The sequence below is a fragment of the Sphingomonas naphthae genome (genome assembly GCF_028607085.1).
In the GTDB taxonomy this organism is placed as follows: Bacteria; Pseudomonadota; Alphaproteobacteria; order Sphingomonadales; family Sphingomonadaceae; genus Sphingomonas_Q; species Sphingomonas_Q naphthae.
Genome location: NZ_CP117411.1, coordinates 1,225,923 through 1,250,235 on the forward strand (window position 1 = coordinate 1,225,923; position 24,313 = coordinate 1,250,235).

The window sequence follows — 24,313 nt, forward strand, 5'->3', positions numbered from 1 at the left end:
TTATGCGGCGGTAATCGTGCAGCGGATCGAGAAGCGATCGTCGAACCGCGCCTCGACCTCGTCGCCGACCCCGACGACATGTACGCCCGTCACGGCACCGCTGGAAATCCAGGTGCCGGCGGGCACCGCGATGCCGCGCGCGGCGAGATGCTCGAACAGGAAGCGCGCCGCGCCGATCGGGCCGTCGAGCATGGCGGCGGCGGTGGCGGCGCCGATCCGCTCGCCGTTGATGTGCAGTTCCACCGGCACGGCGTTCAGGTCCACGGCCTGCCAGCCCTCGATCGCGGGGCCGACGACGAGGCCGTTGTTGTTGCCGAAATCCGAAATGGTGACGAGCGGGCCGTTGCCGTTGATGCCCGGGAAGGGCGAGCTGGCGATCTCGATGCCGACATGCACCGCGCCGATCAGCGCGATCGCCTCGTCCATCGTGTAGCTGAGCTTCGCGGGATCGGGCGCGGTGCCGACCTGGATCAGAAATTCGCTCTCGGCCGCGCCGAAGCCATCGGCGAAGATCGCCATCGGCACCGCGTTGCTGCCGTCGTAATCGAACACCTGATGGGCAAAGATCGGGCCGGAGAGGCGATCGACGCCGTCCAGCGGCGGATTGATGCGGCCGACCTTCCAGCCGACGATCTCGCCGCCGAACAGGCCGATCGCGCTATCCTGCACGGCATAGGCTTCGTCGAGGCTGGCGGGCTTGGTGCCGGGGTAGTCGATCACGGCGGCGGCGGTCTGCCGGCCGGTGACGAACGCCTTGGCGATCCCCTCGATATTTCCGTCGATCTGCTGCGTAGCCAAGGCCGCGCCCCTCTCTTGCTTATTGGGATGATGAGTTATGGGAAACCGGTGTCACAGGCAAGTGGTCGTCCTGCCTCCGGCTGTTTCTTAAGCCAGGATTTGGGCGAGCGTTCCTGCGAAAGCGGCATCGCCGGCCCTAGCGATCGCATCGGTCACGGCCCGATCGCCCGCCATTTCGGGGGGCAGCAGCAGCCCGGCGCCGGTGATGCGCGCCAATACATCCGCCGCCGATCCTTCCGCCCCGGCGGTGGCGAGGAAGGCGCCTTCGGGATCGATGATCTTCGTCCCCGCCCGCGCCCGCTGCATCACGAAGCCGATCCACGCGCCGATCGCCGTCAGGATGCGCGGTGGCAGGCGGCCCGCGCGGCGGTTCTCGATCAGCGTATCGACCAGGCGATAGGGCAGCTTCTGCGTGCCGTCGTGGGCGATCTGCTCCAGCAGATGCACGATCACCGGATTACGGAAACGCCGCAGCACCGCATCGATATAATCGCCCAGATCGAGGCCGGGGACGGCCTTCAGCATCGGCGCGATCTCCTCGCGCATCATCGCCGCCACGAAGGCCGCCAGCCGCGCATCGCCCATCGCCTCGGCGACGCTTGTGTGGCCGAGCAGCAGCCCGGCATAAGCGAGGGTGGAGTGCGGCCCGTTGAGCAGGCGCAGCTTGGCGCGCTCGTAACCCGCGACATCGGTGGTGAGCGTTGCCCCGGCGGCGGCGAGATCCGGGCCGAGCGGGCGGCCCTGATCCTCGATCACCCATTGCACGAACGTCTCGCGCTGCACGGCGGCATCGTCGCGCACGCCCAAGGTGGTGGCGGTCAGGTCGAGGAAGCGCGCGTCCGAGGCCGGGGTGATCGAATCGACCATCGTGGCGGGCACCCGCACCTCGCCCGCGATCCAGTCGGCCAGTTCGCTATCCAGCCGCCCCGCATAGCCGACGAGCGCGGCATGCAGCTTGGCGCCGTTGCGCGCCAGATTGTCGCAGGGGACGGGCGTGAAGGGCGCGATGCCCGCACCCCGCCGCGCGGCGAGCCCCGCGACGATCCAGCCGACCACGCTGCGCGGGGCGGCGGCGCCCGCCAGATCGTGGACGATATCGGGATGGTCGAAATCGAGCGTCCCGTCGGGCGCCAGGCAATAGCCCTTCTCGGTCACGGTGGTCGTCACCAGCCGCACGTCGGGCGAGCCCAGCAGCGCCAACGTCTCGCCGGCCTCGTCCGGGCCGAGGAAGCGGTTGTGCGCCGCGATCACCCGCCATTCGGGCTCGGCGTCGCGCACGCCGATCGTATAATGGCCGCCCTGGCGCTCCAGCGCCTCGATCGTTCCGCGCGTCCGCAGCGAGACGGCGGCGATCCCCCAGCGCTGGTCGTGATCCAGGACGGTGTCGATGTAGCTCGCCTGATGCGCGCGGTGGAAGGCGCCGGGGCCGAAATGGACGATGCCGGTCGTCGTCGGCATCTTATGGCCGGGGCGGCGCACGACCGGCGGCAGGCTCGCGAGACGATCGACGGACAGAAAGTCACTCACAACGTCACCCCACGCTTCCAGATCGCGATCTCGCGCTCGCCATTCTTCTCCGCCTTGGTCTCCTCGCCCGAGGCGATGGCGCGGATGCGGTCGAGCAGCGCCTCTTCGGCGCTGGCGAAGCCCTGTTCCAGCACGCTGCCCGCGTCGAAATCGATCCAGCCGGGCTTGCGCTGGGCGAGGCCGCTGTTCGACGCGATCTTCATCGTCGGCACCGGAAAGCCGAGCGGCGTGCCCCGGCCGGTGGTGAACAGGATCACCGTCGCCCCCGCCGCCGCCAGCGCGGTGGAGGAAACGGCATCGTTGCCGGGCGCTTCGAGCAGGGTGAGCCCCTTCATCGTCACCTGCCCGCCATAGTCGATCACGTCGACCACCGTGGCATGGCCGCCCTTCTGCACGGCGCCGAGCGACTTTTCCTCCAGCGTCGTGATGCCGCCCGCGACATTGCCGGGGGAGGGGTTTTCCGAGATCGGCTCGCCCGCATCGATGAAATATTGCTTGAAGCGATTGACCAGCCCGCCGACGCGCTCGAACACGTCGGCATTGGCCGCGCGCTGCATCAGGAGATGTTCGGCACCGAAGATTTCGGGGATTTCCGTCAGGATCGCGGCGCCGCCGGCCTGCGTCACCCGGTCGCTCATCCGGCCGACCAGCGGGTTGGCGGTGAGGCCCGAAAGCCCGTCCGATCCGCCGCACTTCACCCCCAGCACCAGCGCATCGAGCCCCACCGGCTCGCGCTTCGCCTCGATCAGATCGACCAGTTCGGCGACCTTGGCGCAGCCGTCGGCTAGTTCGTCCTCGGCGAATTGCGCGGTCACGGTACGGATCGACGCGCGGCGCCATTCGGGGATTTCGCCGAGCAGTTCGTCGACCTGATTTTCCTCGCAGCCGAGCCCCACGATCAGCACGCCGCCGGCATTGGGGTGGCAGGCGAGCGCCGCGAGGATGCTGCGTGTGCCGGCGAGGTCGGCGCCGAGCTGCGAGCAGCCGTGCGGATGGGTGAAGGCATGGACCCCGTCGATCCGGTCGCCGGCCGCCGCCCCCGCCCTGGCGGCGATCCGCTCGGCGGTGCGGGCGACGCAGCCGACCGTGGGGAGAATCCAGATTTCGTTGCGCGTGCCGACGCGCCCGTCCGGCCGGCGGTATCCCAGGAAGCTGCCGCCATCGACCGTCGCGGCCGCCCCGGCATCGGCCTTTTCCTGAAACGCATAATCCAGCGTGCCCGACAGGCCACTGTGAAGATTGGAGGAATGGACATGCTCGCCCGCCGCGATGGCAGCGGTGGCGACACCGATCGGCGCGCCATATTTGCGCACCGGGGCGCCCTTGGCGATGGCATGGATCGCCACCTTGTGCCCCTTGGTCACAGCCTCGCCAGCGACGAGTTCGACATCGCCGACCCGGATCGATTCGCCCACCGCCGCGTCACCCAACAGAGTGGCGACGTCATCGTCCGCATTGATGAGAAGCGCCTCAGCCACAACACCCTCTATTCTTCTGGTAACCGGTGTCATACATAGCCCCTACAATATAGCCGGCGCAAGCCGGGAGACTAGCCGGAGGGGAGGCCGGCAGCTATGCCTGAGCCCGTGAAGAAGACCGGCCAGCCCACCATCAACGACGTCGCGCGCATCGCCGGCGTTTCCAAGAAGACCGTCAGCCGGGTCATCAACCGGTCGTCGCAACTGAACGGCGAGACGCGGAGCAAGGTGGAGGAAGTGATCGCGGAACTGGGTTATGTGCCCAATCCGCAGGCGCGCGCGCTGGCGCTGCGCCGCAATTACCTGATCGGCCTGGTCCACGACAATCCGAACGCGCAGACGATCATGAACGTCCAGCGCGGCATGCTGGAAGCGCTGCACGACAGCGAATTCGAAATGGTCGTCCGCCCGCTCAGTCGCGGCTCGCCGACGATGCTGGATGATCTGCGCACCTTTCTGGAGCGGCAGAGGCTGTTCGGCGTTTTCCTGATGCCGCCGATCAGCGAGAATGACGCGATCGTGAAGCTCTGTGTCGAACTCGGCTGTCGCTATGTCCGCATGTGTTCGGCGGTGCTCGACGACGACGAGCATATGGTGGCGTCGAACGACCGCGAGGTGGTGCGCGAGGCGACCGAATATCTGATCGCGCAGGGCCACCAGCGCATCGGCCTGGTCGCCGGCCCGCACGGCTTCCGCTCCGCCAAGGAACGGCGGCAGGGGTTCGAGGAGGCGCTCGCCGCCGCCGGCATCCCCTTGCCCCGCAGCCTGATCGCGGACGGCAATTACACCTTCGAATCGGGCCTCGTCGCGGCCGAGCGCCTGCTGGAGCAGACCCCACGCCCCACGGCGATCTTCTCGTCCAGCGACACGATGGCCGCCGGCGTGATGTTCGCCGCCCGCCAGCGCGGCCTCGACATTCCGCGTGACCTTTCGATCATCGGCTTCGACGACACGCCGATCGCCTCGCAGGTCTGGCCCCCGCTCACGACGGTGCGCTGGCCGAGCGTGTCGATGGGGCGATCGGGCGCGCTGAAGCTGATCGCGGGCGTCGATGGCGGAGAGGTGGTGCCCGAACCGTCGATGCTGTTGTCCACATTGGTGCGCCGCGCGTCTGTGGGGCCGCCGAGTCGGTAGGTCATAAGGGGCGTCGGTGGATCCTAGGATGATCCGTTCGTCCCGAGCGTAGTCGAGGGGCGTGCCCCAAGCGGCGGCTCCGGCCTCACGCCCCTCGACTTCGCTCGGGGCGAACGGGAAGGTTTATCGGAAGGGCGGATCACAATGTCTACCGGCTTGCACGATCGCCTGACACCGGTTACCTGAGCCCACCGCCCGGTTCAGAACGGCGAAGGAGGATGGCATGGCACGGCGACTGGAACTCCATCCGGACCGCCTTTTCCCCAGCGACCCGTCGGCGCGGAGCGTCGCGCGCGCGCTCTATGCCGAGGTGGCCGATCTGCCGATCGTCAGCCCGCATGGCCACACCGATCCGATCTGGTTCGCCGAGAATGAGAATTGGACCGACGCGACCAGCCTGCTGCTCGCGCCCGACCATTATATCTACCGGATGCTCTATTCGCAGGGCGTCGATCTCGACGCGCTGGCGATCCCGCGCAAAAGCGGCGTGCCCGCGACCGATCCGCGCGCGGCGTGGAAATTGTTCGCCAGCCACTACACGCTCTTCCGGGGCACGCCCTCGCGCCTGTGGCTCGATCATGTGTTCGGTGAGGTGTTCGGCATCGACGTGGCGCTGGAGGCGGCGACCGCCGACCTCTATTTCGACACGATAAACGAGAAATTGGCGAGCGAAGCCTTCCGCCCGCGCGCGCTGTTCGATCGCTTCAAGATCGATTTCCTCGCCACCACCGAGGGGCCGCAGCACGATCTGGCGCCGCATCACGCGATCCACGCTTCGGGCTGGGGCGGGCGGGTCGTCACGACCTATCGCCCGGATGCGGTGATCGATGTGGAGAATGAGGGCTTCGCGAACGCCATGGAGCGGTTTGCGGGCTGGACCGGCGAGGATGTCTATAGCTGGAAGGGCTATCTCGCAGCCCACGCCAAACGCCGTGCCGATTTCCGCGCCGCCGGCGCCACCGCGACCGATCATGGCCACCCGACCGCGCTGACCGCCAATCTCTCGCCCGCCGAGGCCGAGGCGTTGTTCCTGAAGGTGACCGGCGGTGACTGGACGCCGGCCGACGCCGAACTGTTCCGCGCGCAGATGCTGACCGAGATGGCGGCCATGTCGGCCGAGGACGGGATGGTGATGCAGATTCACCCCGGCGCCTTTCGCAACCACAATGCCGGGCTGTTCGCCACCCACGGCCGCGACAAGGGCGCCGACATCCCGACACGCACCGATTATGTCCATGCGCTCAAGCCTTTGCTCGATCGCTTCGGCACCAGCACCGATCTGTCGGTCATCCTCTTCACGCTGGACGAGAGCGTCTACGCGCGCGAGCTGGCGCCGCTGGCGGGCCATTATCCCTGCCTCAAGCTCGGCCCCTCCTGGTGGTTCCACGACAGCCCCGAGGGGATGCGCCGCTTCCGCGAGATGACCACCGAGACGGCCGGCTTCTACAACACCGTCGGCTTCAACGACGACACCCGCGCCTTCCTTTCGATCCCGGCGCGGCACGATGTCGCGCGCCGCGTCGATTGCGCCTTCCTCGCCCGCCTCGTCGCCGAGCATCGGATCGAGGATTGGGAAGCGGCCGAACTGGCGCAGGAACTCACCTCGGGCCTCGTTCGTCGCGCCTATCGCATCGACGAGCCCTTCACTGCCGCCAAGGCGGCCTGATCTCTCACCCGGAGACTATCATGTTCGAGAAAACCTATCACGCGACGCACCCCGACATGATGGAGTGCGTGGACAACGAATCGCTGCGCGACCGCTATCTCGTCGGCGGCATGTTCGAGGCCGGCAAGATCGTCCTCAACTATTCGCACAACGAGCGGTTCGTGATCGGCGGCGTGGTGCCGGCCGGCGGCAGCATCACCCTGCCGGCGCAGACCGAGCCCAAGTCGGCGGCGGGCAAGCCCTTCCTCGAGCGGCGCGAACTGGCGGCCGTCAACATCGGCGGCGCGGGCGCGATCACGGTGGACGGCGAGCGGTTCGAGCTGGGCAACAAGGAATGTCTCTACATTCCGATGGGCTCGACCGACGTGGTGTTCGAGGGCGCCGAGTCGCGCTTCTACCTGGCGTCGCTGCCCGCCCATAAGGTGTGCCCGATCAAGAAGATCACGCTGGACATCGCCAATCCGCTGGCGCGCGGCAGCCTGGAGGAATCCAACCAGCGCACCATCTATCAGCTGGTCATTCCGGGCGTGTGCGAGAGCGCGCAGCTCCTGCTCGGCCTGACGGTGCTGGAGCCGGGCAGCGTGTGGAACACGATGCCGCCGCACCTCCACGATCGCCGCAGCGAGATCTATCTCTACTTCGACCTCGCCGAGAAGGACCGTGTGTTCCATTACATGGGCGAGCCGGACGCGATGCGCCACATCGCCATCGCCAATGAGGAGGCCGTCATCTCCCCGCCGTGGTCGATCCACATGGGTTCGGGCACCAAATCCTATGGCTTCATCTGGGCGATGGGCGGCGAGAATCTCGACTATACGGACATGAACGTCCTCGACATCTGCCAGCTTCAGTAAGGGCAGCATCCATGAGCAAGATGTTCGATCTGAGCGGCAAGGTGGCGATCGTCACCGGGGCCAACACCGGCATCGGCCAGGCGATCGCGGTGGCGCTGGCGGAAGCCGGCGCCGACATCGCCGCCGTCGGCCGCACGCCGGCCGAGGATACGGTCGAGAAGGTCCGCGCGCTCGGCCGCCGCGCCGAGATCGTCTCCGCCGATCTGTCGAGCATCGAGCCGGTGCAGCGGGTGGTGGACGAGACGCTGGAGAAGCTCGGCGGGCTCCACATCCTCGTCAACAATGCCGGCATCATCCGCCGCGCGGATTCGGTCGACTTCACCGAGGCGGATTGGGATGCCGTGGTCGATACCAACCTCAAGTCGCTGTTCTTCCTGTGCCAGGCGGCCGGGCGTCACATGATCGGCCAGGGCTATGGCAAGATCATCAACATCGCCTCGCTGCTGACCTTCCAGGGTGGCATCCGCGTGCCGAGCTACACCGCGTCCAAGTCGGGCGTCGGCGGGCTCACCAAGCTGCTGGCGAACGAATGGGCGACCAAGGGGGTGACGGTGAATGCCATCGCCCCCGGCTATATCGCGACCAACAACACCGCCGCCTTGCAGGGCGACGAAACCCGCAACCGCCAGATCCTCGAGCGCATCCCGGCCGGCCGCTGGGGCGAGGCGAGCGATCTCGGCGGGGCGGCGGTGTTCCTCGCCGCGCCGGCCTCCGATTATGTCCAGGGCCATACCTTGGTGGTCGATGGCGGCTGGATGGGCCGGTGAGCCAGCCCGCCACCGGTCGCTTCCTCGCCTTCGGCGAGATCATGCTCCGGCTCTCGCCGCCGGGGCGCGAGCTGCTGCTCCAGACGCCCAAGCTGGACGTGTGGGTGGCGGGGGCCGAAGCCAATGTCGCGACGGCGCTGGCGCGGCTCGGCCACGATGTCGGCTTCGTCAGCCGCGTGCCCGACAACGATCTCGGCCGCTCGGCGATCTCCACCTTGCGCGGCCATGGCATCGATACGCGGACCATCCAGCTCGGCGGCGAGCGGATGGGGCTGTATCTGGTCACCTCCGGCGCGGGGATGCGCGCGACCGAGGTGATCTACGATCGCGCCGGCTCCGCCTTTGCCGAGGCGCCGGCCGATGCGTGGGATTGGGATAGCCTGCTGGCCGGGGTCGATCGGCTGCATCTGTCGGGCATCACCCCCGCGCTCGGCCCGGTGCCGGCCGAAGCCGCCGTGGCGGCGGCCGAGGCGGCGACGGCACGCGGGATCCCCATCTCCTTCGACGGCAATTATCGCGCGAAGCTGTGGGAGCGGTGGGACAGCGATCCGCGCTCGATCCTGACGAAGCTGGTCGCCACCGCCGACATCCTCTTCGGCAACCACCGCGATATCGCGCTGCTGCTGGGCAGGGATTTCTCGAGCGACGGCGAGGATCGGCGGCGCGAGGCGGCGGACGCGGCCTTCGCGGCTTTCCCCAAGCTCCAGATCATCGCCTCGACCGCGCGGCATGTCGACAATGTCGATACCCACCGCCTCTCGGCCCGCCTCGACGACCGCGAAGGCCATGCCCAGACCGAGGAGGTCGTGCTGGCCGGCATCGTCGACCGCATCGGCGGCGGCGACGCCTTTGCCTCGGGTGTGCTCCACGCGCTGCGCCAGGGCGGGGATATCGCGCGGGCGGCGCAGGTCGGGCTTGCGCTGACGAGCCTCAAACACTCCCTGCCGGGCGATGCGGCGCTGTTCCGGCAGGCCGATATCGACGCGTTCTTGGCGGGCGGGCTGGACGTGCGGCGGTAGGGGTAAACAATTCCCGACCGTTCGTGTCGAGCGAAGTCGAGACACCTGGCGCGCGGGGCACGTCCCTCGACTTCGCTCGGGACGAACGGGAGAGAGATAATGGACCGTAAAGAGTCCGCGTTTGCCAATAACAACTGGACCCGCCGGTCGGTGATAGGCGCGGGCGGCGCGCTCCTTCTCGCCACCGCCGCACCCGCCGCCACCTCCGACACGATCGTCCGCACCGCTGCCGGCGATTTCATCGGCGAGCGGCAGGACGAGGTCACCGCCTTCAAGGGCATCCGCTACGGCCGCGCCGAGCGCTTCCGCGCGCCCGTATCGGTGGCCACCCCACGCAAGCGCATCGAAGCGCGCGGCTTCGGCCCGGTCTGCCCCCAGTCCGACGATCGCTACCAGCCCCAGTCCGAGGATTGCCTGTTCCTCAACATCTGGAGCGCCGAGCCACGCCGGGGCCCGGCCAAGCCGGTGATGCTCTACATCCACGGCGGGGCCTATTCGAACGGCAGCGTCACCGATCCGCTCAACGACGGCCACCGCCTGGCCGCGCGCGGCGACGTGGTGGTGGTGACGGTCAATCACCGGCTCAATGCACTCGGCTATCTCTACCTTGCCCGGCTCGACCCGCGTTTCGCTGATAGCGGCAATGCCGGGCAGCTCGACCTGATCCTCGCGCTGCAATGGGTGCGCGACAATATCGCGGCTTTCGGGGGCGATCCGGCGCGGGTGATGGTGTTCGGCCAGTCGGGCGGCGGCGCCAAGATCGCGACCATGATGGGGATGCCCGCCGCCCAAGGGCTGTTCTCGCGCGCGGCGACGATGAGCGGGCAGCAGGTCACCGCCTCCGGCCCACTCAACGCCACGGCGCGGGCGCGGGCCTATCTCGGCAGGCTGGGGGTGAAGGAAGGCGATCTCGGCGCGCTGCTCGACAAGCCGGTCGGTGCGCTGGTGGACGCGCTCGACGCGACCGATCCGATCCTCGGCGGCGGGGTCTATTTCGGGCCGGTGCTCGATATGCGCTGGCTGGTCCGCCATCCCTTCTGGCCCGACGCCAACCCGCAGGGCCTGTCGATCCCGATGATGCTCGGCAACACGCATGACGAGACGCGCGCCTTCATCGGCCTCGATTCGCCCAAGGTGCGCGGGCTCGACTGGAGCAATGTGGCGGCGCGCATGGCGCCCGAATTGCGGATCGACATCCTGCCCGAATGGGTCGTGGCGGAATATCGCCGGCACTATCCCGATTGGTCGCCGCTCGACATATTCTACGGCGCCACCACCGCCGGGCGCAGCTGGCGGGGCCAAGTGATCGAGGCCGAGGAGCGGGCGAGGGCAGGGGCGCCGGGTTACGTATACCAGGTCGATTTCGCCTCGCGCACCGATCCCCGGCGCGGCGCCTTCCACACGATGGATATCCCGCTGGTGTTCGGCACGCTCGACGCCGCCGGATCGCAGACGGGCACGGGTGAGGATGCGCGCGCGGCGAGCCGGGCGATGCAGGAGAGCTTCGTGGCGTTCGCCAAGGCGGGCGATCCGAATCACGCGGGGCTGGCGGTGTGGCCGCGCTACGATCTCACCACGCGCGCCACGATGATCTTCGATGCGGCCAGTCGGGTGGAGAACGACCCGCGCAGGTGGGAGCGGGAGCTGTTCGCGCGGGTGCCGTATATCCAGCCGGGGACGTAGAAAAAGATCCTCCCCAAGCTTGCTTGGGGAGGGGGACCGCCGGCGCAGCCGGTGGTGGAGGGGTTTGCCTCACCGTTGCGCATGACCCCTCCACCATCTGCTCCGCAGATGGTCCCCCTCCCCAAGCAAGCTTGGGGAGGAACTTCAGATCACTTCACCACCACGGGATAGGCGATAATCAGCTCCAGCGGCGCCTTGCCGACCTGTTTGATCCCCACCGTCTCGCCGCGATACAGATAGGCCGCCATGCCCGGTGTGATCGGCTTTGTCTCCGCGCCCGACATCACCTCGCCGGTGCCAGAGACGACATAATAGACCTCGTCATGGTCGATCGGATGCGCGCCGATCGCCGAGCCGACGTGGAGGATGCGCTTGCGGAACTCCATCGTGCGGCCGGGCACGCCGTCGCTGATGCGGAAGGCGGTGCTCATGCCGATCTTGCCATGCGGGGTCGGCTCGTCCTTCTTCACCGTCTGCTCGTCGATCACGAGCAGGGGGCGACCGCCGGATGGGGCAGGGGCCGGCTCGGCGGCGGCGGCAAGACCGGACAGGCCAATAACAATCGGCATCAGAGCGTTCAGCATCCCGCAATCCTCCTCCACATTCCGACATCTGTTGACATCGGCCGATCCGCTGGAATAACTGATGACACCGGTTACCAGAGAAGACAAGGCCGGCGGGTAGACATGCAGCATGCAGCACCCGGAGAGGAACGCCCCCAAAGGACGACGCCACCGCAACGGCGTCCACCGGCCTCCCCTCAGCCTTCTCTTCGGCAGGTGCCCTGGCACCGGTGTCGTAAGCATCGCGGGTCACGCGATCGAAAGGGAGTGGTCATGATTTCAACGATTTCTCGCGTGAAGGGCGCCGCCGTCGCGCGCCTCGCCGGCGTCTCGATGGGCGCGATGCTGGTGGCGGCCGCCTCTACGAGCCCGGCTTTTGCCGCGGGGCAGGCGGCCAAGACCCCGGTTTCGCCCGCGCCGGGCACGCCCGCGCAGCAGGATCCGTCGCCCGCGCAGTCGGCCGTGGTCCCCGCGTCGCCGGCCGATCCCGCCGCCGTCACCACGCCCGCCGCCACCACCGCCGACACGTCGGCCGAAGAAATCGTCGTCACCGGCTTCCGCCGCTCGCTCGATGCCGCGCTCAACGTGAAGCGCGAATCGATCGCGGCGGTCGATGCGATCGTCGCCGAGGATATCGCCAAATTCCCCGACCAGAACCTCGCCGAATCGCTCCAGCGCATCCCCGGCATCTCGATCCAGCGTGACGCGGGCGAAGGCCGGGCGATCACCGTGCGCGGCCTCGGCGCGCAATTCACCCGCGTCCGGGTGAACGGCCTCGAGACGGTCGCCACCTCCACCGACGGCGCCAGCGCCAACCGCGACCGCGCCTTCGATTTCAACGTGTTCGCATCCGAGCTGTTCAACTCGATCGTGGTCCACAAGACCGCCGAGGCCTCGCTCGACGAGGGCTCGCTCGGCGCCGTGGTTGATCTCAACACCGGCAACCCGCTGGGCGGCAAGAGCGGCTTCACGCTCGTCGGCTCGGCGCAGGCCAGCTACAACGATCTGTCGAAGAACACCCGTCCCCGCCTTGCTGGCCTGCTTTCGTGGAAGGACCCCTCGGGCACCTTCGGCACCTCGCTCTCGGCGGCCTATTCCAAGACCGACAATTACGAGCTGGGCAACAACACCGTCCGCTGGGCGCAGGCGCGCTTCGACAGCGTGAACGGCACGCCCTGCTTCTACAACAGCAACACCGGCACCACCGCCGTGCCGAACGTCGGCGGCTTCTACCGCCCCAGCACCGCCTGCGACACGGCGGCGCTGGCCTTCCACCCGCGCATCCCGCGCTACGGCTCGATCTTCCACGGTCGCGAGCGCCTCGGCATCACCGGCAGCGTGCAATGGTCGCCCACCGACGCCACCAAGGTCTCGCTCGATGGCCTGTTCTCGCGCTTCAAGGAGACGCGCGAGGAGAAATATGGCGAGGTGCTGCTGCGCTCGAACGAACGTTCGATCGACGTGCTGAACCCCACCTACGACAGCAACAACAACATGATCTCGGCGACGCTCAACGACGCCTGGGTCCGCACCGAACATTATTTCCGCAAGTCGCAGACGAAATTCTGGCAGGTCGGCGGCAGCTGGGATCAGGACGTCACCGATCGCTTCCGCTTCACCGTGCTGGGCGGCACCTCCAAGTCGGACGCGTCGATCCCGGTCGAAACGACCTTCGTGTTCGACGATCGCGACGCGACCGGCTTCAGCTACGATTATACAGACATGCGCCAGCCGAAGATCACCTTCGGCACCAGCGTGACGAACCCGGCCAATTTCCAGCTCGCCGAAATCCGCGACCGGCCGTCCTCCACGATCAACAAGTTCCGCACCGGCCAGCTGCGCACCGAATGGGATGTCGTGCCCGATGCCTTCACCGTGAAGGCGGGTGGCGTCTATCGCCGCTTCGAATTCGACAGCGAGGCCTATACCCGCGACGCGGTGGTCTGCCCCACGGCGACGACGGCGCGGCCGGACGCGGTGCTCGGCTCGATCACCTGCTCGCCCTCTTCGGTGTTCGGCGCGAGCGCGGTCTACGGCTATGCCGCGACCGGTCTCGGCGAGACCTTCACGCTGGGCAAAGCGGGCCAGCCCGGCGGCACGACGACCGAATTCTACATCCCGAACATCGAATCGTCGGCCAATTTCACCGGCCTCTACAATCGTCCGCTGGCGGTCGATCCGGGCAACATCCGCAACGTGGTGGAGGAGGTGCGTGGCGGCTACCTCCAGTTCGACGCCAAGGGTGATCTGCTCGGCCTGCGCTACGCGCTCAACGCGGGTATCCGCTATGCGCAGACCCGCCAGAAATCGACCGGCCTGAACAACGGCCTGTCGGTCACGGTGAACCGCACCTACGAGGATTGGCTGCCGGCGGCGAACATCGCCCTGTTCCCGATGGACAAGCTCATCATCCGTGGCTCGATCGCCGACGTGATGACCCGCCCGTCGCTCGGCAACCTCACGCCGGGCGGTTCGGTCGACGGTTTCAACTATCGCATCAGCTTCGGCAATCCGAACCTGGAGCCGTTCCGCGCGGTCTCCTACGATCTGTCGGCCGAATATTATTTCGCGCCGCAGTCGATCTTCTCGGTCGCCTTCTTCAAGAAGGACGTGTCAAGCTTCCCGGTGGCCGTCACCACCTCGGGCACCTACGCCTCGACCGGCCTGCCGCTGGGCGTCATCCCGCCGTCGTCGCCGGCCGCCTCCAACCCGGAGGGCCAGCTGTGGACGATCAACTCGATCACCAACGGCGCGGGCGCCTCGCTGAAGGGCGTCGAGATCGCGTTGCAGGCGTCGTTCCGCTTCCTGCCGGGCTTCCTCAAGAATTTCGGCGTGCTGGCGAACACCACCTTCATCTCCAGCTCGGCGACCTATTCGACCACGGGGCCGACGGCGAACGCCTGCGTCGCGGGTGCCACGGCGGCGGCGGCCTGCACCTTCGGCCCGAACGTGGCGGTCACCCGCTCGACCACGCTGTTCGGCCTGTCGAAGCGCAGCTACAACGCGACGCTCTATTATGAGGACAAGAAGTTCTCGGCGCGCGCGTCGATCGCCTATCGCGGGCCCTACGTCGATGCCAATTCCGGCACCGGCAACGTGTTCGAGGGCTATAATTCGACGATCAACGTCGATGCCTCGGTCCGCTACAAGCTGACCGAATGGCTGGAGGTTTCGCTGGAAGGCACCAACCTCACCGACGAATATCGCGATCGCTACACCGATCTGACCGCCAACCGGAACTACGAATACAATCACTTCGGCCGCACCTTCCTGGCGGGTGCGCGCTTCAAGATGTAACCCCCGACTGGGACGCATCCTCACCGGGATGCGTCCCATTTCTTCGATGGAGCCCCCGTGATCGACCGTCGAAACCTGCTGCTCGCCGCCGCCGCCAGCCTTGGCTCGGCGGCTTTCGCGCAAACGGCGCCGCCCGATGTGCCGGCGAAGCGCCGCGTCGCGGGCCTGCCTGAGCCCGCCGAGACGATCGACCTGTGGCCGAACGGCGCGCCGGGGATGCCGGCCAAGCCGCTCGTCGAGACGGTCGACGAACGCAGCAGGGAAGACTCGCTCACCGATCGCGCGGTCTATGGCATCACCCGCCCGCGCCTCGTCGTGTTCCGCCCGCGCCTGCCCAATGGTTCGGCGGTGCTGGTCACGCCCGGCGGCGGCTATAAATGGGTGGTGATCGACAAGGAGGGCTATGAGATCGGGCGCTGGCTGGCGGCGCGCGGCTTCACTGTGTTCGTCCTCTTCTATCGCCTGCCCGGCGACGGCTGGCAGGCGGGGCCGGACGTGGCTTTGTCCGACGCGCAGCGCGCCATGCGGATTATCCGCGCCCGCGCCCAGGATTATGCGCTCCTGCCCGAGCGGATCGCGGCGATGGGCTTTTCCGCCGGCGGCCACCTCTGCGCCGATCTCTCGACCCGCTGGGCGGCGAAAACCTATGCCCCGGTGGACGCGGCCGACACGCTCAGCGCCCGGCCCGATGTGTCGGCGCCCATCTATCCGGTCCAGTCCATGCGCCTGCCCACCGCCCACCCCGGATCGCGCGAACTGCTGATCGGCAAGGGCGCCTCGGCCGCGCTGGAGGATGCCCACTCGCCCGATCACAATGTCACCGCGCAGACCCCGCCGACCTTCCTCGTGCATGCCGAGGACGATCCCACCGTGCCGGTCGAGAACAGCCTGCTCTATCGCGCGGCGCTGAAGAAGGCGGGGGTGCCGGTGGAAACGCACCTTTTCACCCACGGCGGCCACGGCTTTGGCCTGCGCCGCGCGATGGGCAAGCCCGCCGAGGCGTGGCCCGATCTCTTCCTTGCCTGGGCGCGAACCCAGGGTATTGGCTGATTTCAGCCGCTTTTTGTCGTCCGCGATTTCCGAGGCGGCGGATGATCCCATCCGCCTCGAAATCGCTCTAATCGGAGTTTCCCATGGCCCATATCGCCGACATCATGACCCTCGCGCCGGTGATCCCGGTGCTCATCATCGAGGATGCGGCCTATGCCCGGCCGATCGCCGAGGCGCTGGTCGCCGGCGGCATCCGCGCGCTGGAGGTCACGCTGCGCACCCCCGCCGCGCTTGACGTGATCCGTGAGATGGCCAAGGTCGAGGGCGCGGTCGTCGGCGCCGGCACCGTGCTGAACGAGAAGCAGCTGACCGCCGCGATCGACGCGGGCGCGAAATTCATCGTCAGCCCCGGTCTCACCGATGGTGTGGCCAGGCCGGTGATCGCCAGCGGCACGCCCTTCCTGCCCGGCACCGCCAACGCCAGCGACATCATGCGCGGCCTCGATCTCGGCCTCGACCATTTCAAATTCTTCCCCGCCGAGGCGTCCGGCGGGATCAAGGCGCTGAAGGCGATCGCCGCCCCCTTCGCCCAATGCCGCTTCTGCCCGACCGGCGGCGTCACGGTCGATAGCGCCCCCAATTGGCTCGCCATCCCGCAAGTGCTGTGCGTCGGCGGTAGCTGGCTGATCCCGGCCGGCGCGCCCGACACGGCGAAGATCACCGCCGCCGCCCGCGCCGCCGCAGCGGTGAAGGCGGGCTGAAACGACCGCGCCGCCCGGATGTGATCCGGGCGGCGACAGTTTGATCGGCGAAAAAGGAAGGGGCGACGGGATGACCGTCGCCCCTTCCTTTTTGTCAGAGGCGGAAGCGCAGGCCGGCGCGGTAGGTGCGGCCGATCACATCGTACAGCACCACGTTGGTCTGGAGCGCGCTGACGCTGGTGCCGGCCACGACCGGCGGATCCTTGTCGAGGAAATTCTCGACCTTGGCGAACAGCTCCATCTTCACGTTGCCGAGGTTGAAACGATAGGTGCCGGCCAGATCGACATAGGCCACGCCCTTGATCCGGTTGTTGTCGATATCGACGCCCGAGGTCCACAGATTGTCGTAGACGCCCTTGCTGATGGTGCGCAGCGTGACGAGGCCCGAGATGCTGTCGTCGTCATAGCCGGCGGTGACGAACCAGCGCCACTTCGGCGCGTCGCCGGTGTTCTGGCCGGCGGCTTCGGTGCTGACGCCGCCGTTGATCGTGGTGCGGCGCGCGATGTGGCTGCCCAGCGCGCGCAGGGTAACGGTGCCGCCCATCCCGCTGAACACGTCCGCGAGCGGCTGGCGGAAGCTGGCCTCCACGTCGAAGCCACGGGTCTTCAGCTGCGCCACGTTGATCGGCGAGGCGACGATCTGGGTGATGAAGCCGGCCGAGTCCCGCGTGAGATACTGGCAGAGCTGCGTTTCGCCGCGCGAGCAGCGATCGACCAGTTCCTGGCTGCCGAGCGAGGTGATCGCATCCTTCAGCTTGATCGAATAATAATCGAAGGAGGCGGTGAACTGGCGCAGGAACGACGGGCTGTAGACGATGCCGAGGCTGGTCGTATCCGCCTTCTCCGGCGACAGGTTGACGTTGCCGATGATGAGGCGCGTCGCCCGGTAGGAGGCGTTGCGGACCGGATCGGTGATCTCGCTCGACTGGGTATTGCCCGCCGCGAACAGCTCGTTGAGGTTGGCCGCCCGAATGTCGCGCGATCGCACGCCGCGCAGCCGCACGTCGGCGATCGGCTTCCAGGTGAGGCCCACCTTCCACGTCTCGACGCCACCAGTGGTGCTGTAATGCGTGTAGCGGCCGGCGGCGTTCAGCTCCAGCTGGCGCAGCAGCGGCATGTCGTTGGCCAGCGGCACGACGATTTCGCCATAGGCTTCCTTGACGGTGTAGCTGCCGTTGGTGCCCTTGAAATTGCCGGTGTACCAGCCGTTGACCGCCGAGATGGCGTCACCGGTGCCCGAAACCTGCTCCTTGCGATATTCGGCGCCCAGCGCGAGGCTGACGGGGCCGGCCCACAGCGAGAAGGGCTCGCCCGACAGGCCCGCCGCCGCGACATTCTGCTTGATCGTCAGATCCTGCGTCGCATTGCCCTTCACATAGCCGATCGCGGCCGGCGAGGCGACGTTGTAGCCGAAGATGTTGAGCGGCACGCAGCCGTTGGTCGGCGCGGCCAGGCTCGAGCGGCAGACGATCTGGCCGGCCGGGTTGCGAACCGCGTCGATCGCCTCGGCGAAGCGGGCGACGTTGGTGGTGTTGCGCAGCACGAACGCGGCGTCGGTCTGGCCGTACTGGTAGTAAGCGTCCCATTTCCAGTCGTCGAACACGGTGCCTTCGAGCGCCGCGACACCGCGATAGGTTTCGCGCGTGGCCTCGTTGTAGGGCTGGCCGAGATCGACGGTCGAATAGCCGTAGCGGAAGCTCGTCACGCCGGCGGCGGCCGCCTGCGCCCGCACGCTGTCCGGCAGGAAGGCGTTCGATGCCGACATGGTCAGGTTGCCGGGATACCGCTGATAGGCGGCGACACCGCCGGTCTTCGCATAAGCGTAGGAGCCTTCGGCGATGAACTCGATGTCGTCGGTCAGCTCATAGCTGCCACGGCCGTAGCCGGCCCAGCGCTTGAGCTTGGAATCGAGGGCGACGGTGTTGGTTTCGTAGTAGGAGTTGCCGCCCACCATCAGCGGATCGGAGATGATCGAGCCGCGCACGAACGGCTGCGGCACGCCGCCGTCGCCGAACTGCGTGTTGGCCAGCGCCGTCGTCGTGATGACGCCGCCGCGCGCGACGGTCAGGTTGTTGACGTTGTTGCGGATGATGCGGCGCGGCTGGCCGTTGGTCGCGGTCCAGGCGGGATTGAGCAGCAGGTTGGTCTGGTCGAACCACTTGCGCTTCGACGGATCGAGCGAGCCGATGCCCTTCTGGTACAGGCCCTCGACGCTGACCAGGATATGGCCGCGATTGTCGGCGAAGGGGGCGCCGGCGGCGAGATAGCCGTTGGTGTTCTCGCCGTCGCTGCGATCGGTGATGCCGCCCGAGATCGAGCCCTTGATGCCGGTGAACTTCTTCTGGAGGACGAAATTGACCACGCCGGCGACGGCGTCCGAACCATAGGCCGCCGAGGCGCCGCCGGTCACCACGTCGACCCGCTCGACCAGCGCGCTGGGCAGGTTGTTCACATCGACGGCCGAGTTGGTGGCCGAGGAGACGACGCGGCGGCCATCGAGCAACACCAGCGTGCGGTTGGTGCCCAGCGAGCGCAGGTTAAGCGCGTTCAGGCCGTTGGCGCCGGTCGAGGTGTTGGCGTTGTTGGTGCGCGTCGTCGCCGAGCCGCTCAGCTGCGGCAGCTGGTTGACGAAATCGGCGATGTTGGCGGGCGCCGCCTTCTGGATGTCGGCGATGCCGACCACGGTGGTCGGCGTCGGCGCGGAGAAGCCGTTGCGGGCGATGCGCGAACCGGTGACGACGATCTCGCCGGCGGTCGGGGTCTCGCCGGCATCGGCGGCGGCCTGCGCGACGACGGCGGCGGGTTCGGCTGCGGGGGTGCCGGCGGGCACGGGCGCGGTCGGCGTCGGCTGGGTCTGCGCCACGGCGGCGCTGGTCAGCGATGCGGCAACCACGAACGCGGCGGTGCTCAGCAGCAAACGAGTGTGATTCTTGGCGCGGCTAAACTCTTCCACGGCGCTCTCTCCCCTTAAAATCTTCAGACTTGTTGCCGATATGCTCATCGGAACCGCCGCAACGCCCGTCTGCTACCGGTGTCATACAGCCATCGTAAAATGGGCCGACCGGGGTGCCGTCGTCCATCGCTGATATCAAATCGATCGATGTCGCAAATGCATGGATGTTTGGTTGATCTATTCAACTATTGAATGAGCCGCGCTCAATATATCGGGGCCATCCGCGGCTCGCGCTCCTGCTGCGGGCGGCGCAGATTGTCGTCCACCAGCGGGCCGCCCCAGGGGAAATCGAGAGTCGGCTGGTTGGCGAAGCGGCGCATCCGCAGCATCAGCCGCGCGCCGGCACCTGGCTCCAGCCGCACGGTGAAGGCGCGGGCATCCACCGGCCGGGCCGGGCCGCCGTCCGATACCGACAGGATCTGGTGTTCGCCATAGGCGCCGCCCTGGATCGTCATCGTGCGGGCTTGGCTCTGGCTGAGGTTGACCAGCGTGACGCCGGTCTCGTCGGCGGTCAGCGTATCGACCAGCGCCGCCACGTCGGGCGGCACGCCGGGCCGCTTCGCCTCCGGATCGAAGTAGCGCAGCCGCGAGAATTGCAGCGCGCCGCCCATGGTGGGCGAATTGTTCGACCAGCCCGGCCGGGCGATATGCGATCCGCCCTGCATCAGCACGATCAGCGGCGTGATGCTGGCCGGATTCTGGTCCATCACCGTATCGGCGAAGCGGGTGTCGGGGGTCGAGGTGTCGGCGCGCAGCATCTCGCCGGTCTCGCGGATATGCGCCAGCGCCTCGCGTAGCGCACGCACCGGCAGGCCGGGGTTCTTGCCGTCGAGATATTGGAAGAAGGGATGGTCGGGCGCCCGCGCGCGATCGGACGGCTTCATCGTCAGCAGATAGATGTCCTGCGCGCCGACCGCCCATTTCTGCGGCTTGAAGCCGTACCAGCCGCTGTCCCCATACATGGTGGGGTAGTGCATCCTGCCGTCGATCATCTTGCCATTGGCATTGATCCGGTCGGTCATGCGCCGCCACGCGTCGAGATATTTGTCGTCGCCGGTCAGCAGATAGGGGTTGAGGAAGCCGGTGAAGGTATAAGGGATGCGGTTGCGGTCGGCCGGCTTGCCGGTCATCGGCACGATCGGGCTGAACCCCCAGCCATAGACGCCGCCATACCATTTGCCGCCCGCCGTGCCGCCGATCGTGCCGTCCAGCCCGATGTTGGTGGGCAGCAGATCGTTGTTGGCCTTGGCGCGCGCGATCCAGGCGTCGACATATTCGATCACCCAGTCGCGATAGCGCGGCTCGTTGGACAGCATGTAAGCGTTGGTGGCGAGGCCGGTCGCCTGAAGGTTCAGCGGATGATCGCCGATCACATCCTCATAGCCCTTGAAGTGGGCCAGCATCTCGTCGAAATTCCGCTCGCCGTGGAAGACGGCGGACTGGTCGATCCCGCTCAGGTCGATCGGGTCGCCCGCCCAGTCGAGCGGGGTCGCCTTGCGCATCAGCGGGCCGCGGCTGCCGTTGATGAGGCTGCGGATGATCTTGTGCTTGGGGTCGTAATTGGGCGCGGTGGGGTCCGCGCCGGTATAGAAATCGGCGAAGCGCCGCACCCGGTCGCGATAGGCTTTGTCATAGGGGTTGCCGAGCCCCATCACGTTGAAGACCGACATCCCCTCGCCATTATGCTGCCAGTCCATCATCACCGGGAAGTCGCGGAAATACATGCCCTGGCGGGCGATCGGCACCTCAGTGGTTCTGGCCGCCGCGAACTGGCGGACATGGCCCTCATAGGCCAGTTCATAGAGCTGGCGAATGCGCTCCGATCCGCCGAGCTGGTAGATGTGCGGCCAATCGTTGACGTTCTCGATCGCGTCGTCGGGGCCGTCGTTGCCGCCCCACCGCTCGATCGCGCGCAGATAGCCGGTGCGCGGATCGAAATAGCGCGCGAAGAAGGCCTCGCACGCCGCCGTATGCGCATCGAGCAGGGCGCGTTCCAGCAGCGCCCATTCGGGCGGCGCCATCGGGGTCGAGATATCGAACGGGGCAGGGGCGGTCACCGCCCGCGCCGGCCAGGCCGCCATCGCCGATGTCAGGCCCAGCGCCGCGGACCCCAGCAACATTTCCCGCCGGCTCGCGCGCATCCCGTCTCTCCCTGTTGCCGCCCCTGTTTTGGGGATTTGGCCGGAGCGTAAGGAAAAGTACCGTCGCCAGCCAAGCCAAAGGTGGCATGAAGCGATGCGTGCGGCGCATGGTGAGGCTCAACCCGTACCCATCGCGATTGCCAACCATGGCGCGACACGGGCTCCCAGTTCACACATATGATTTCGGATCGGGTGGCCGCCATGGCCCTTGCCCGCCGTGACGATCGCGACTTACTCTTGCGTCCAAGCCCAAGCAATCTGCGGCGGGGAACGAACAAGATTATCAAAAGACAACGTGCCAGATCAGTATAGACCCATATGAAGCCATCGATGAATGGCGTGGGCGGCTTGTCACTATAGGCATGGGGATCGAGAGGGGGAACCATATACTGGGGGATCGTCATGTCGAATAGTGTTCAGGATCGGTCAAATAGCGGACCAACTCTTGCCGGATCGCGCCATCCGATGCTCCGAAAGGCGCTGGTCGCCCTGATGACCTTGCCGGTCGCGCTGGCCGCCACCGCCGCTTATGCCGAGGAGGCGCCCGTCGCGGCCGCCGCCGCCGAGGAGCCGGCGCCGGAAGAGCAGGGCGGCGACATCGTCGTCACCGCGCAGCGCCGTTCCTCCACCCTCGTCTCGACGCCGGTCTCGGTGCAGGCCTTCTCCGCGCTGAAGCTGGAAGAGCAGAGCGTCAGCCACCTCTACGACATCTCGAAGGTCACGCCGGGCCTGCGCATGGACCTTCTCGGCACCAACCTCCAGCCGACCATCCGCGGCATCACCACCGCCACGTCGGGCACCGGCAATTCGATGAACACCGCCATCTACATGGATGGCTATTATCAGCCGAGCAACCTGTCGAACGGCCTCGACCTCGCCGACATCTCGCAGATCGAAGTCGTCAAGGGGCCGCAGGGCACGCTCTTCGGCCGCAACGCCACGGCGGGCGCCATCCTCATCACCACCCGCGACCCGAGCTACGATTTCCACGGCAAGCTCGAGGCGGGCTATGGCAGCTACAACGACTATCGCGGCAACGCCTTCCTGACGGGCGGGCTGACCGACACGCTCGCCGCCAGCGCCAGCGTCGTCTACCGCCACTTCGACGGCTTCACCCGCAACGTCATCAACAACGAGCGGCAGGGCTATTACCATTCCTTCCTGGGTCGCGGTAAGATCATGTTCGAGCCGAGCAGCATGGCCAAGTTCGTGCTCCAGGCCCGCTACAGCAAGTCGAACGATCCCGAAGGCCGCATCTACCGCGTCGTCGGCCGCGCCACGACCGGCTTCTCGATCCCCGGCACGATCGTCACGACGCAGAAGTACCGGAACTCGCAAGGCCTCCAGCCCAAGAGCGAAACCAAGGTCGGCCAGGTCACGCTCACCTCGTCCTTCGATTTCGATTGGGCGACGCTGACCTCCTACACCGGCGGCATGCAGGAAAAGACCAGCCAGCAAACCGATCTGGACGGCACCTCGGCCCGCATCAGCGACATCATCTCGCGCACCAACACCAAGACGTTCAGCCAGGAATTCATCCTCGGATCGAAGGGCGGCGGCCGGCTCGACTGGACCCTGGGCGCCAACTATTTCTACCAGTGGGACGACGCTCCCTTCTACACGATCGGCACGCTCACCAACGGCACCTTCGCCAACACCCGCTCGTCGCGCGTCACCACCAACGCCTTCGCCGCCTTCGCCGACGCGACCTGGGAGCCGATCGACCATCTCTTCCTGACCGGCGGCGTGCGTTATTCCAGCGAGCGCAAGGATTATGTGTTCGGCCTCACCACCCGCACCACCGACACCGACAAGAAATGGACGCAGGCGACGCCGCGCGCGGTGATCCGCTACGAACTGGCGCCGCGCACCAACGTCTATGCCTCCTTCTCGAAGGGCTTCAAGAGCGGCACCTTCAACGCCAGCTCGGCCAGCGCCACGCCGGTCAATCCCGAGAAGATCACGGCTTGGGAATCGGGCTTCAAGACGGCGGGCGACATGTTCTCGCTGAACACGGCGGCCTATTTCTACAAATATAGCGACATGCAGCTCAGCTCGTACAACTTCCTCGCCAACCCGCCGATCACGATGTTGCAGAATGTCGGCCGGGCGGAGATCTACGGCGGCGAAGTCGAGGCGCAGATCCGGCCCTCTCCCAACTTCCGCGTGTCCTTCAACGGCGCCTACACCCACGCGCGCTACAAGGAATTCCCCGGGGCCATCGCGTATGTGCCGAACGCCACCAACACGGCCTATGCCACGGTGACGCGCGACAATTCGGGCAGCCAGATGATGCGCGCGCCGACGTGGACGGGTACGCTGTCGACCTATTACCAAGTGCCGACCAGCGCCGGCACCTTCGCCGTCTCGCCCAGCCTCTACGTCACGTCGGACTTCTTCACCGAAGCGGCGACCCAGTTTCCGGTCGATGGCTATGCGGTGCTCGATCTGACGACCAGCTTCACCTTGCCGGGTGACAAGATCAAGATTTCGGCGGTCGTGAAGAATGTGTTCGACCGTTACTACATCTCCTACTGGGATCCGGTCGGTTCGGCGCTGATGATCGCCGACGCCCCGCCGCGCACGGTGCGCGTGTCCGTCGCCTTCAAATTCTGAGTAACCGCCCGGCGGCGGGGGATCGTCTCCCCGCCGGGCCAGACCGCGCCGCGTGGCTTTCCGGCG

General features: G+C 67.0%; 16 protein-coding genes. 10 read left to right on the plus strand and 6 right to left on the minus strand.

Going from position 1 to position 24,313, the window contains the following annotated elements:
- The 3 genes from PQ455_RS05820 to PQ455_RS05830 form a co-directional block, all read right to left on the minus strand.
- A complete protein-coding gene (locus PQ455_RS05820) occupies positions 1-798 on the minus strand; it encodes a 2-keto-4-pentenoate hydratase (protein ID WP_273690059.1) in 798 nt (265 codons plus the stop codon).
- An 87-nt stretch (positions 799-885) separates the two neighbouring features.
- A complete protein-coding gene (locus PQ455_RS05825) occupies positions 886-2,325 on the minus strand; it encodes a mannitol dehydrogenase family protein (protein WP_273690062.1) in 1,440 nt (479 codons plus the stop codon).
- Entirely contained in the window at positions 2,322-3,836 is a 1,515-nt protein-coding gene (locus PQ455_RS05830; protein WP_273690063.1) for a UxaA family hydrolase, read from the minus strand. Before PQ455_RS05830 ends, PQ455_RS05825 begins: the two co-directional genes overlap by 4 nt.
- 63 nt (positions 3,837-3,899) lie before the next feature.
- Between PQ455_RS05830 and PQ455_RS05835 the strand changes: the two genes are divergently transcribed.
- The 6 genes from PQ455_RS05835 to PQ455_RS05860 all read left to right on the plus strand — a co-directional run bounded on the left by PQ455_RS05835 (position 3,900) and on the right by PQ455_RS05860 (position 10,926).
- Entirely contained in the window at positions 3,900-4,937 is a 1,038-nt protein-coding gene (locus PQ455_RS05835) for a LacI family DNA-binding transcriptional regulator (protein WP_420542837.1), read from the plus strand.
- A gap of 223 nt (positions 4,938-5,160) precedes the next feature.
- Positions 5,161-6,603, plus strand: a complete 1,443-nt coding sequence (gene uxaC, locus PQ455_RS05840; RefSeq protein WP_273690065.1) for a glucuronate isomerase — start codon at positions 5,161-5,163, stop codon at positions 6,601-6,603.
- A 20-nt stretch (positions 6,604-6,623) separates the two neighbouring features.
- Entirely contained in the window at positions 6,624-7,457 is an 834-nt protein-coding gene (gene kduI, locus PQ455_RS05845) for a 5-dehydro-4-deoxy-D-glucuronate isomerase (protein ID WP_273690067.1), read from the plus strand.
- Between the two features lie 11 nt (positions 7,458-7,468).
- Positions 7,469-8,224 (plus strand): 2-dehydro-3-deoxy-D-gluconate 5-dehydrogenase KduD, encoded by a 756-nt coding sequence (gene kduD / locus PQ455_RS05850; protein ID WP_273690068.1) that lies wholly within the window; start codon positions 7,469-7,471, stop codon positions 8,222-8,224.
- 41 nt (positions 8,225-8,265) lie between these two features.
- The gene (locus PQ455_RS05855) at positions 8,266-9,243 is read left to right on the plus strand and encodes a sugar kinase (RefSeq protein ID WP_273691254.1); all 978 of its coding nucleotides are present in this window, start codon (positions 8,266-8,268) and stop codon (positions 9,241-9,243) included.
- A 99-nt stretch (positions 9,244-9,342) separates the two neighbouring features.
- Positions 9,343-10,926: a carboxylesterase/lipase family protein gene (locus PQ455_RS05860; RefSeq protein WP_273690070.1), complete on the plus strand. Its 1,584-nt coding sequence runs from the start codon at positions 9,343-9,345 to the stop codon at positions 10,924-10,926.
- A gap of 149 nt (positions 10,927-11,075) precedes the next feature.
- Here PQ455_RS05860 and PQ455_RS05865 read toward each other — a convergent pair whose 3' ends face one another.
- Complete coding sequence (locus tag PQ455_RS05865) at positions 11,076-11,510, minus strand: cupin domain-containing protein (protein ID WP_420542838.1); 435 nt, start codon at positions 11,508-11,510, stop codon at positions 11,076-11,078.
- 252 nt (positions 11,511-11,762) lie between these two features.
- On the opposite strand from PQ455_RS05865, the gene PQ455_RS05870 reads away from it, so the two are divergent.
- The 3 genes from PQ455_RS05870 (at position 11,763) to eda (ending at position 16,537) form a co-directional block, all read left to right on the plus strand.
- The gene (locus PQ455_RS05870) at positions 11,763-14,786 is read left to right on the plus strand and encodes a TonB-dependent receptor (protein ID WP_273690071.1); all 3,024 of its coding nucleotides are present in this window, start codon (positions 11,763-11,765) and stop codon (positions 14,784-14,786) included.
- Positions 14,787-14,843: 57 nt separating this feature from the next.
- Positions 14,844-15,836 (plus strand): alpha/beta hydrolase, encoded by a 993-nt coding sequence (locus PQ455_RS05875; RefSeq protein ID WP_273690072.1) that lies wholly within the window; start codon positions 14,844-14,846, stop codon positions 15,834-15,836.
- A gap of 83 nt (positions 15,837-15,919) precedes the next feature.
- On the plus strand, positions 15,920-16,537 hold the full coding sequence (gene eda, locus PQ455_RS05880) for a bifunctional 4-hydroxy-2-oxoglutarate aldolase/2-dehydro-3-deoxy-phosphogluconate aldolase (protein WP_273690073.1): 618 nt from the start codon (positions 15,920-15,922) through the stop codon (positions 16,535-16,537).
- A 94-nt stretch (positions 16,538-16,631) separates the two neighbouring features.
- Here eda and PQ455_RS05885 read toward each other — a convergent pair whose 3' ends face one another.
- A complete protein-coding gene (locus PQ455_RS05885) occupies positions 16,632-19,490 on the minus strand; it encodes a TonB-dependent receptor plug domain-containing protein (RefSeq protein ID WP_273690074.1) in 2,859 nt (952 codons plus the stop codon).
- Between the two features lie 203 nt (positions 19,491-19,693).
- The gene (locus PQ455_RS05890) at positions 19,694-21,610 is read right to left on the minus strand and encodes a DUF8034 domain-containing protein (RefSeq protein ID WP_273690076.1); all 1,917 of its coding nucleotides are present in this window, start codon (positions 21,608-21,610) and stop codon (positions 19,694-19,696) included.
- Between the two features lie 486 nt (positions 21,611-22,096).
- On the opposite strand from PQ455_RS05890, the gene PQ455_RS05895 reads away from it, so the two are divergent.
- Positions 22,097-24,247, plus strand: a complete 2,151-nt coding sequence (locus PQ455_RS05895; RefSeq protein ID WP_273690078.1) for a TonB-dependent receptor — start codon at positions 22,097-22,099, stop codon at positions 24,245-24,247.
- Positions 24,248-24,313 lie beyond the last annotated feature (66 nt).

Bases quoted from the DNA above. Each gene is read 5' to 3' on its own strand.
- kduD (WP_273690068.1), top strand. From the start codon at position 7,469: ATGAGCAAGATGTTCGATCTGAGCGGCAAGGTGGCGATCGTCACCGGG.
- PQ455_RS05860 (WP_273690070.1), top strand. From the start codon at position 9,343: ATGGACCGTAAAGAGTCCGCGTTTGCCAATAACAACTGGACCCGCCGG.
- PQ455_RS05835 (WP_420542837.1), top strand. From the start codon at position 3,900: ATGCCTGAGCCCGTGAAGAAGACCGGCCAGCCCACCATCAACGACGTC.
- PQ455_RS05895 (WP_273690078.1), top strand. From the start codon at position 22,097: ATGCTCCGAAAGGCGCTGGTCGCCCTGATGACCTTGCCGGTCGCGCTG.
- PQ455_RS05855 (WP_273691254.1), top strand. From the start codon at position 8,266: ATGCTCCGGCTCTCGCCGCCGGGGCGCGAGCTGCTGCTCCAGACGCCC.
- PQ455_RS05865 (WP_420542838.1), bottom strand. From the start codon at position 11,510: ATGCTGAACGCTCTGATGCCGATTGTTATTGGCCTGTCCGGTCTTGCC.
- PQ455_RS05890 (WP_273690076.1), bottom strand. From the start codon at position 21,610: ATGTTGCTGGGGTCCGCGGCGCTGGGCCTGACATCGGCGATGGCGGCC.
- eda (WP_273690073.1), top strand. From the start codon at position 15,920: ATGGCCCATATCGCCGACATCATGACCCTCGCGCCGGTGATCCCGGTG.
- PQ455_RS05830 (WP_273690063.1), bottom strand. From the start codon at position 3,836: ATGACACCGGTTACCAGAAGAATAGAGGGTGTTGTGGCTGAGGCGCTT.
- uxaC (WP_273690065.1), top strand. From the start codon at position 5,161: ATGGCACGGCGACTGGAACTCCATCCGGACCGCCTTTTCCCCAGCGAC.
- kduI (WP_273690067.1), top strand. From the start codon at position 6,624: ATGTTCGAGAAAACCTATCACGCGACGCACCCCGACATGATGGAGTGC.
- PQ455_RS05870 (WP_273690071.1), top strand. From the start codon at position 11,763: ATGATTTCAACGATTTCTCGCGTGAAGGGCGCCGCCGTCGCGCGCCTC.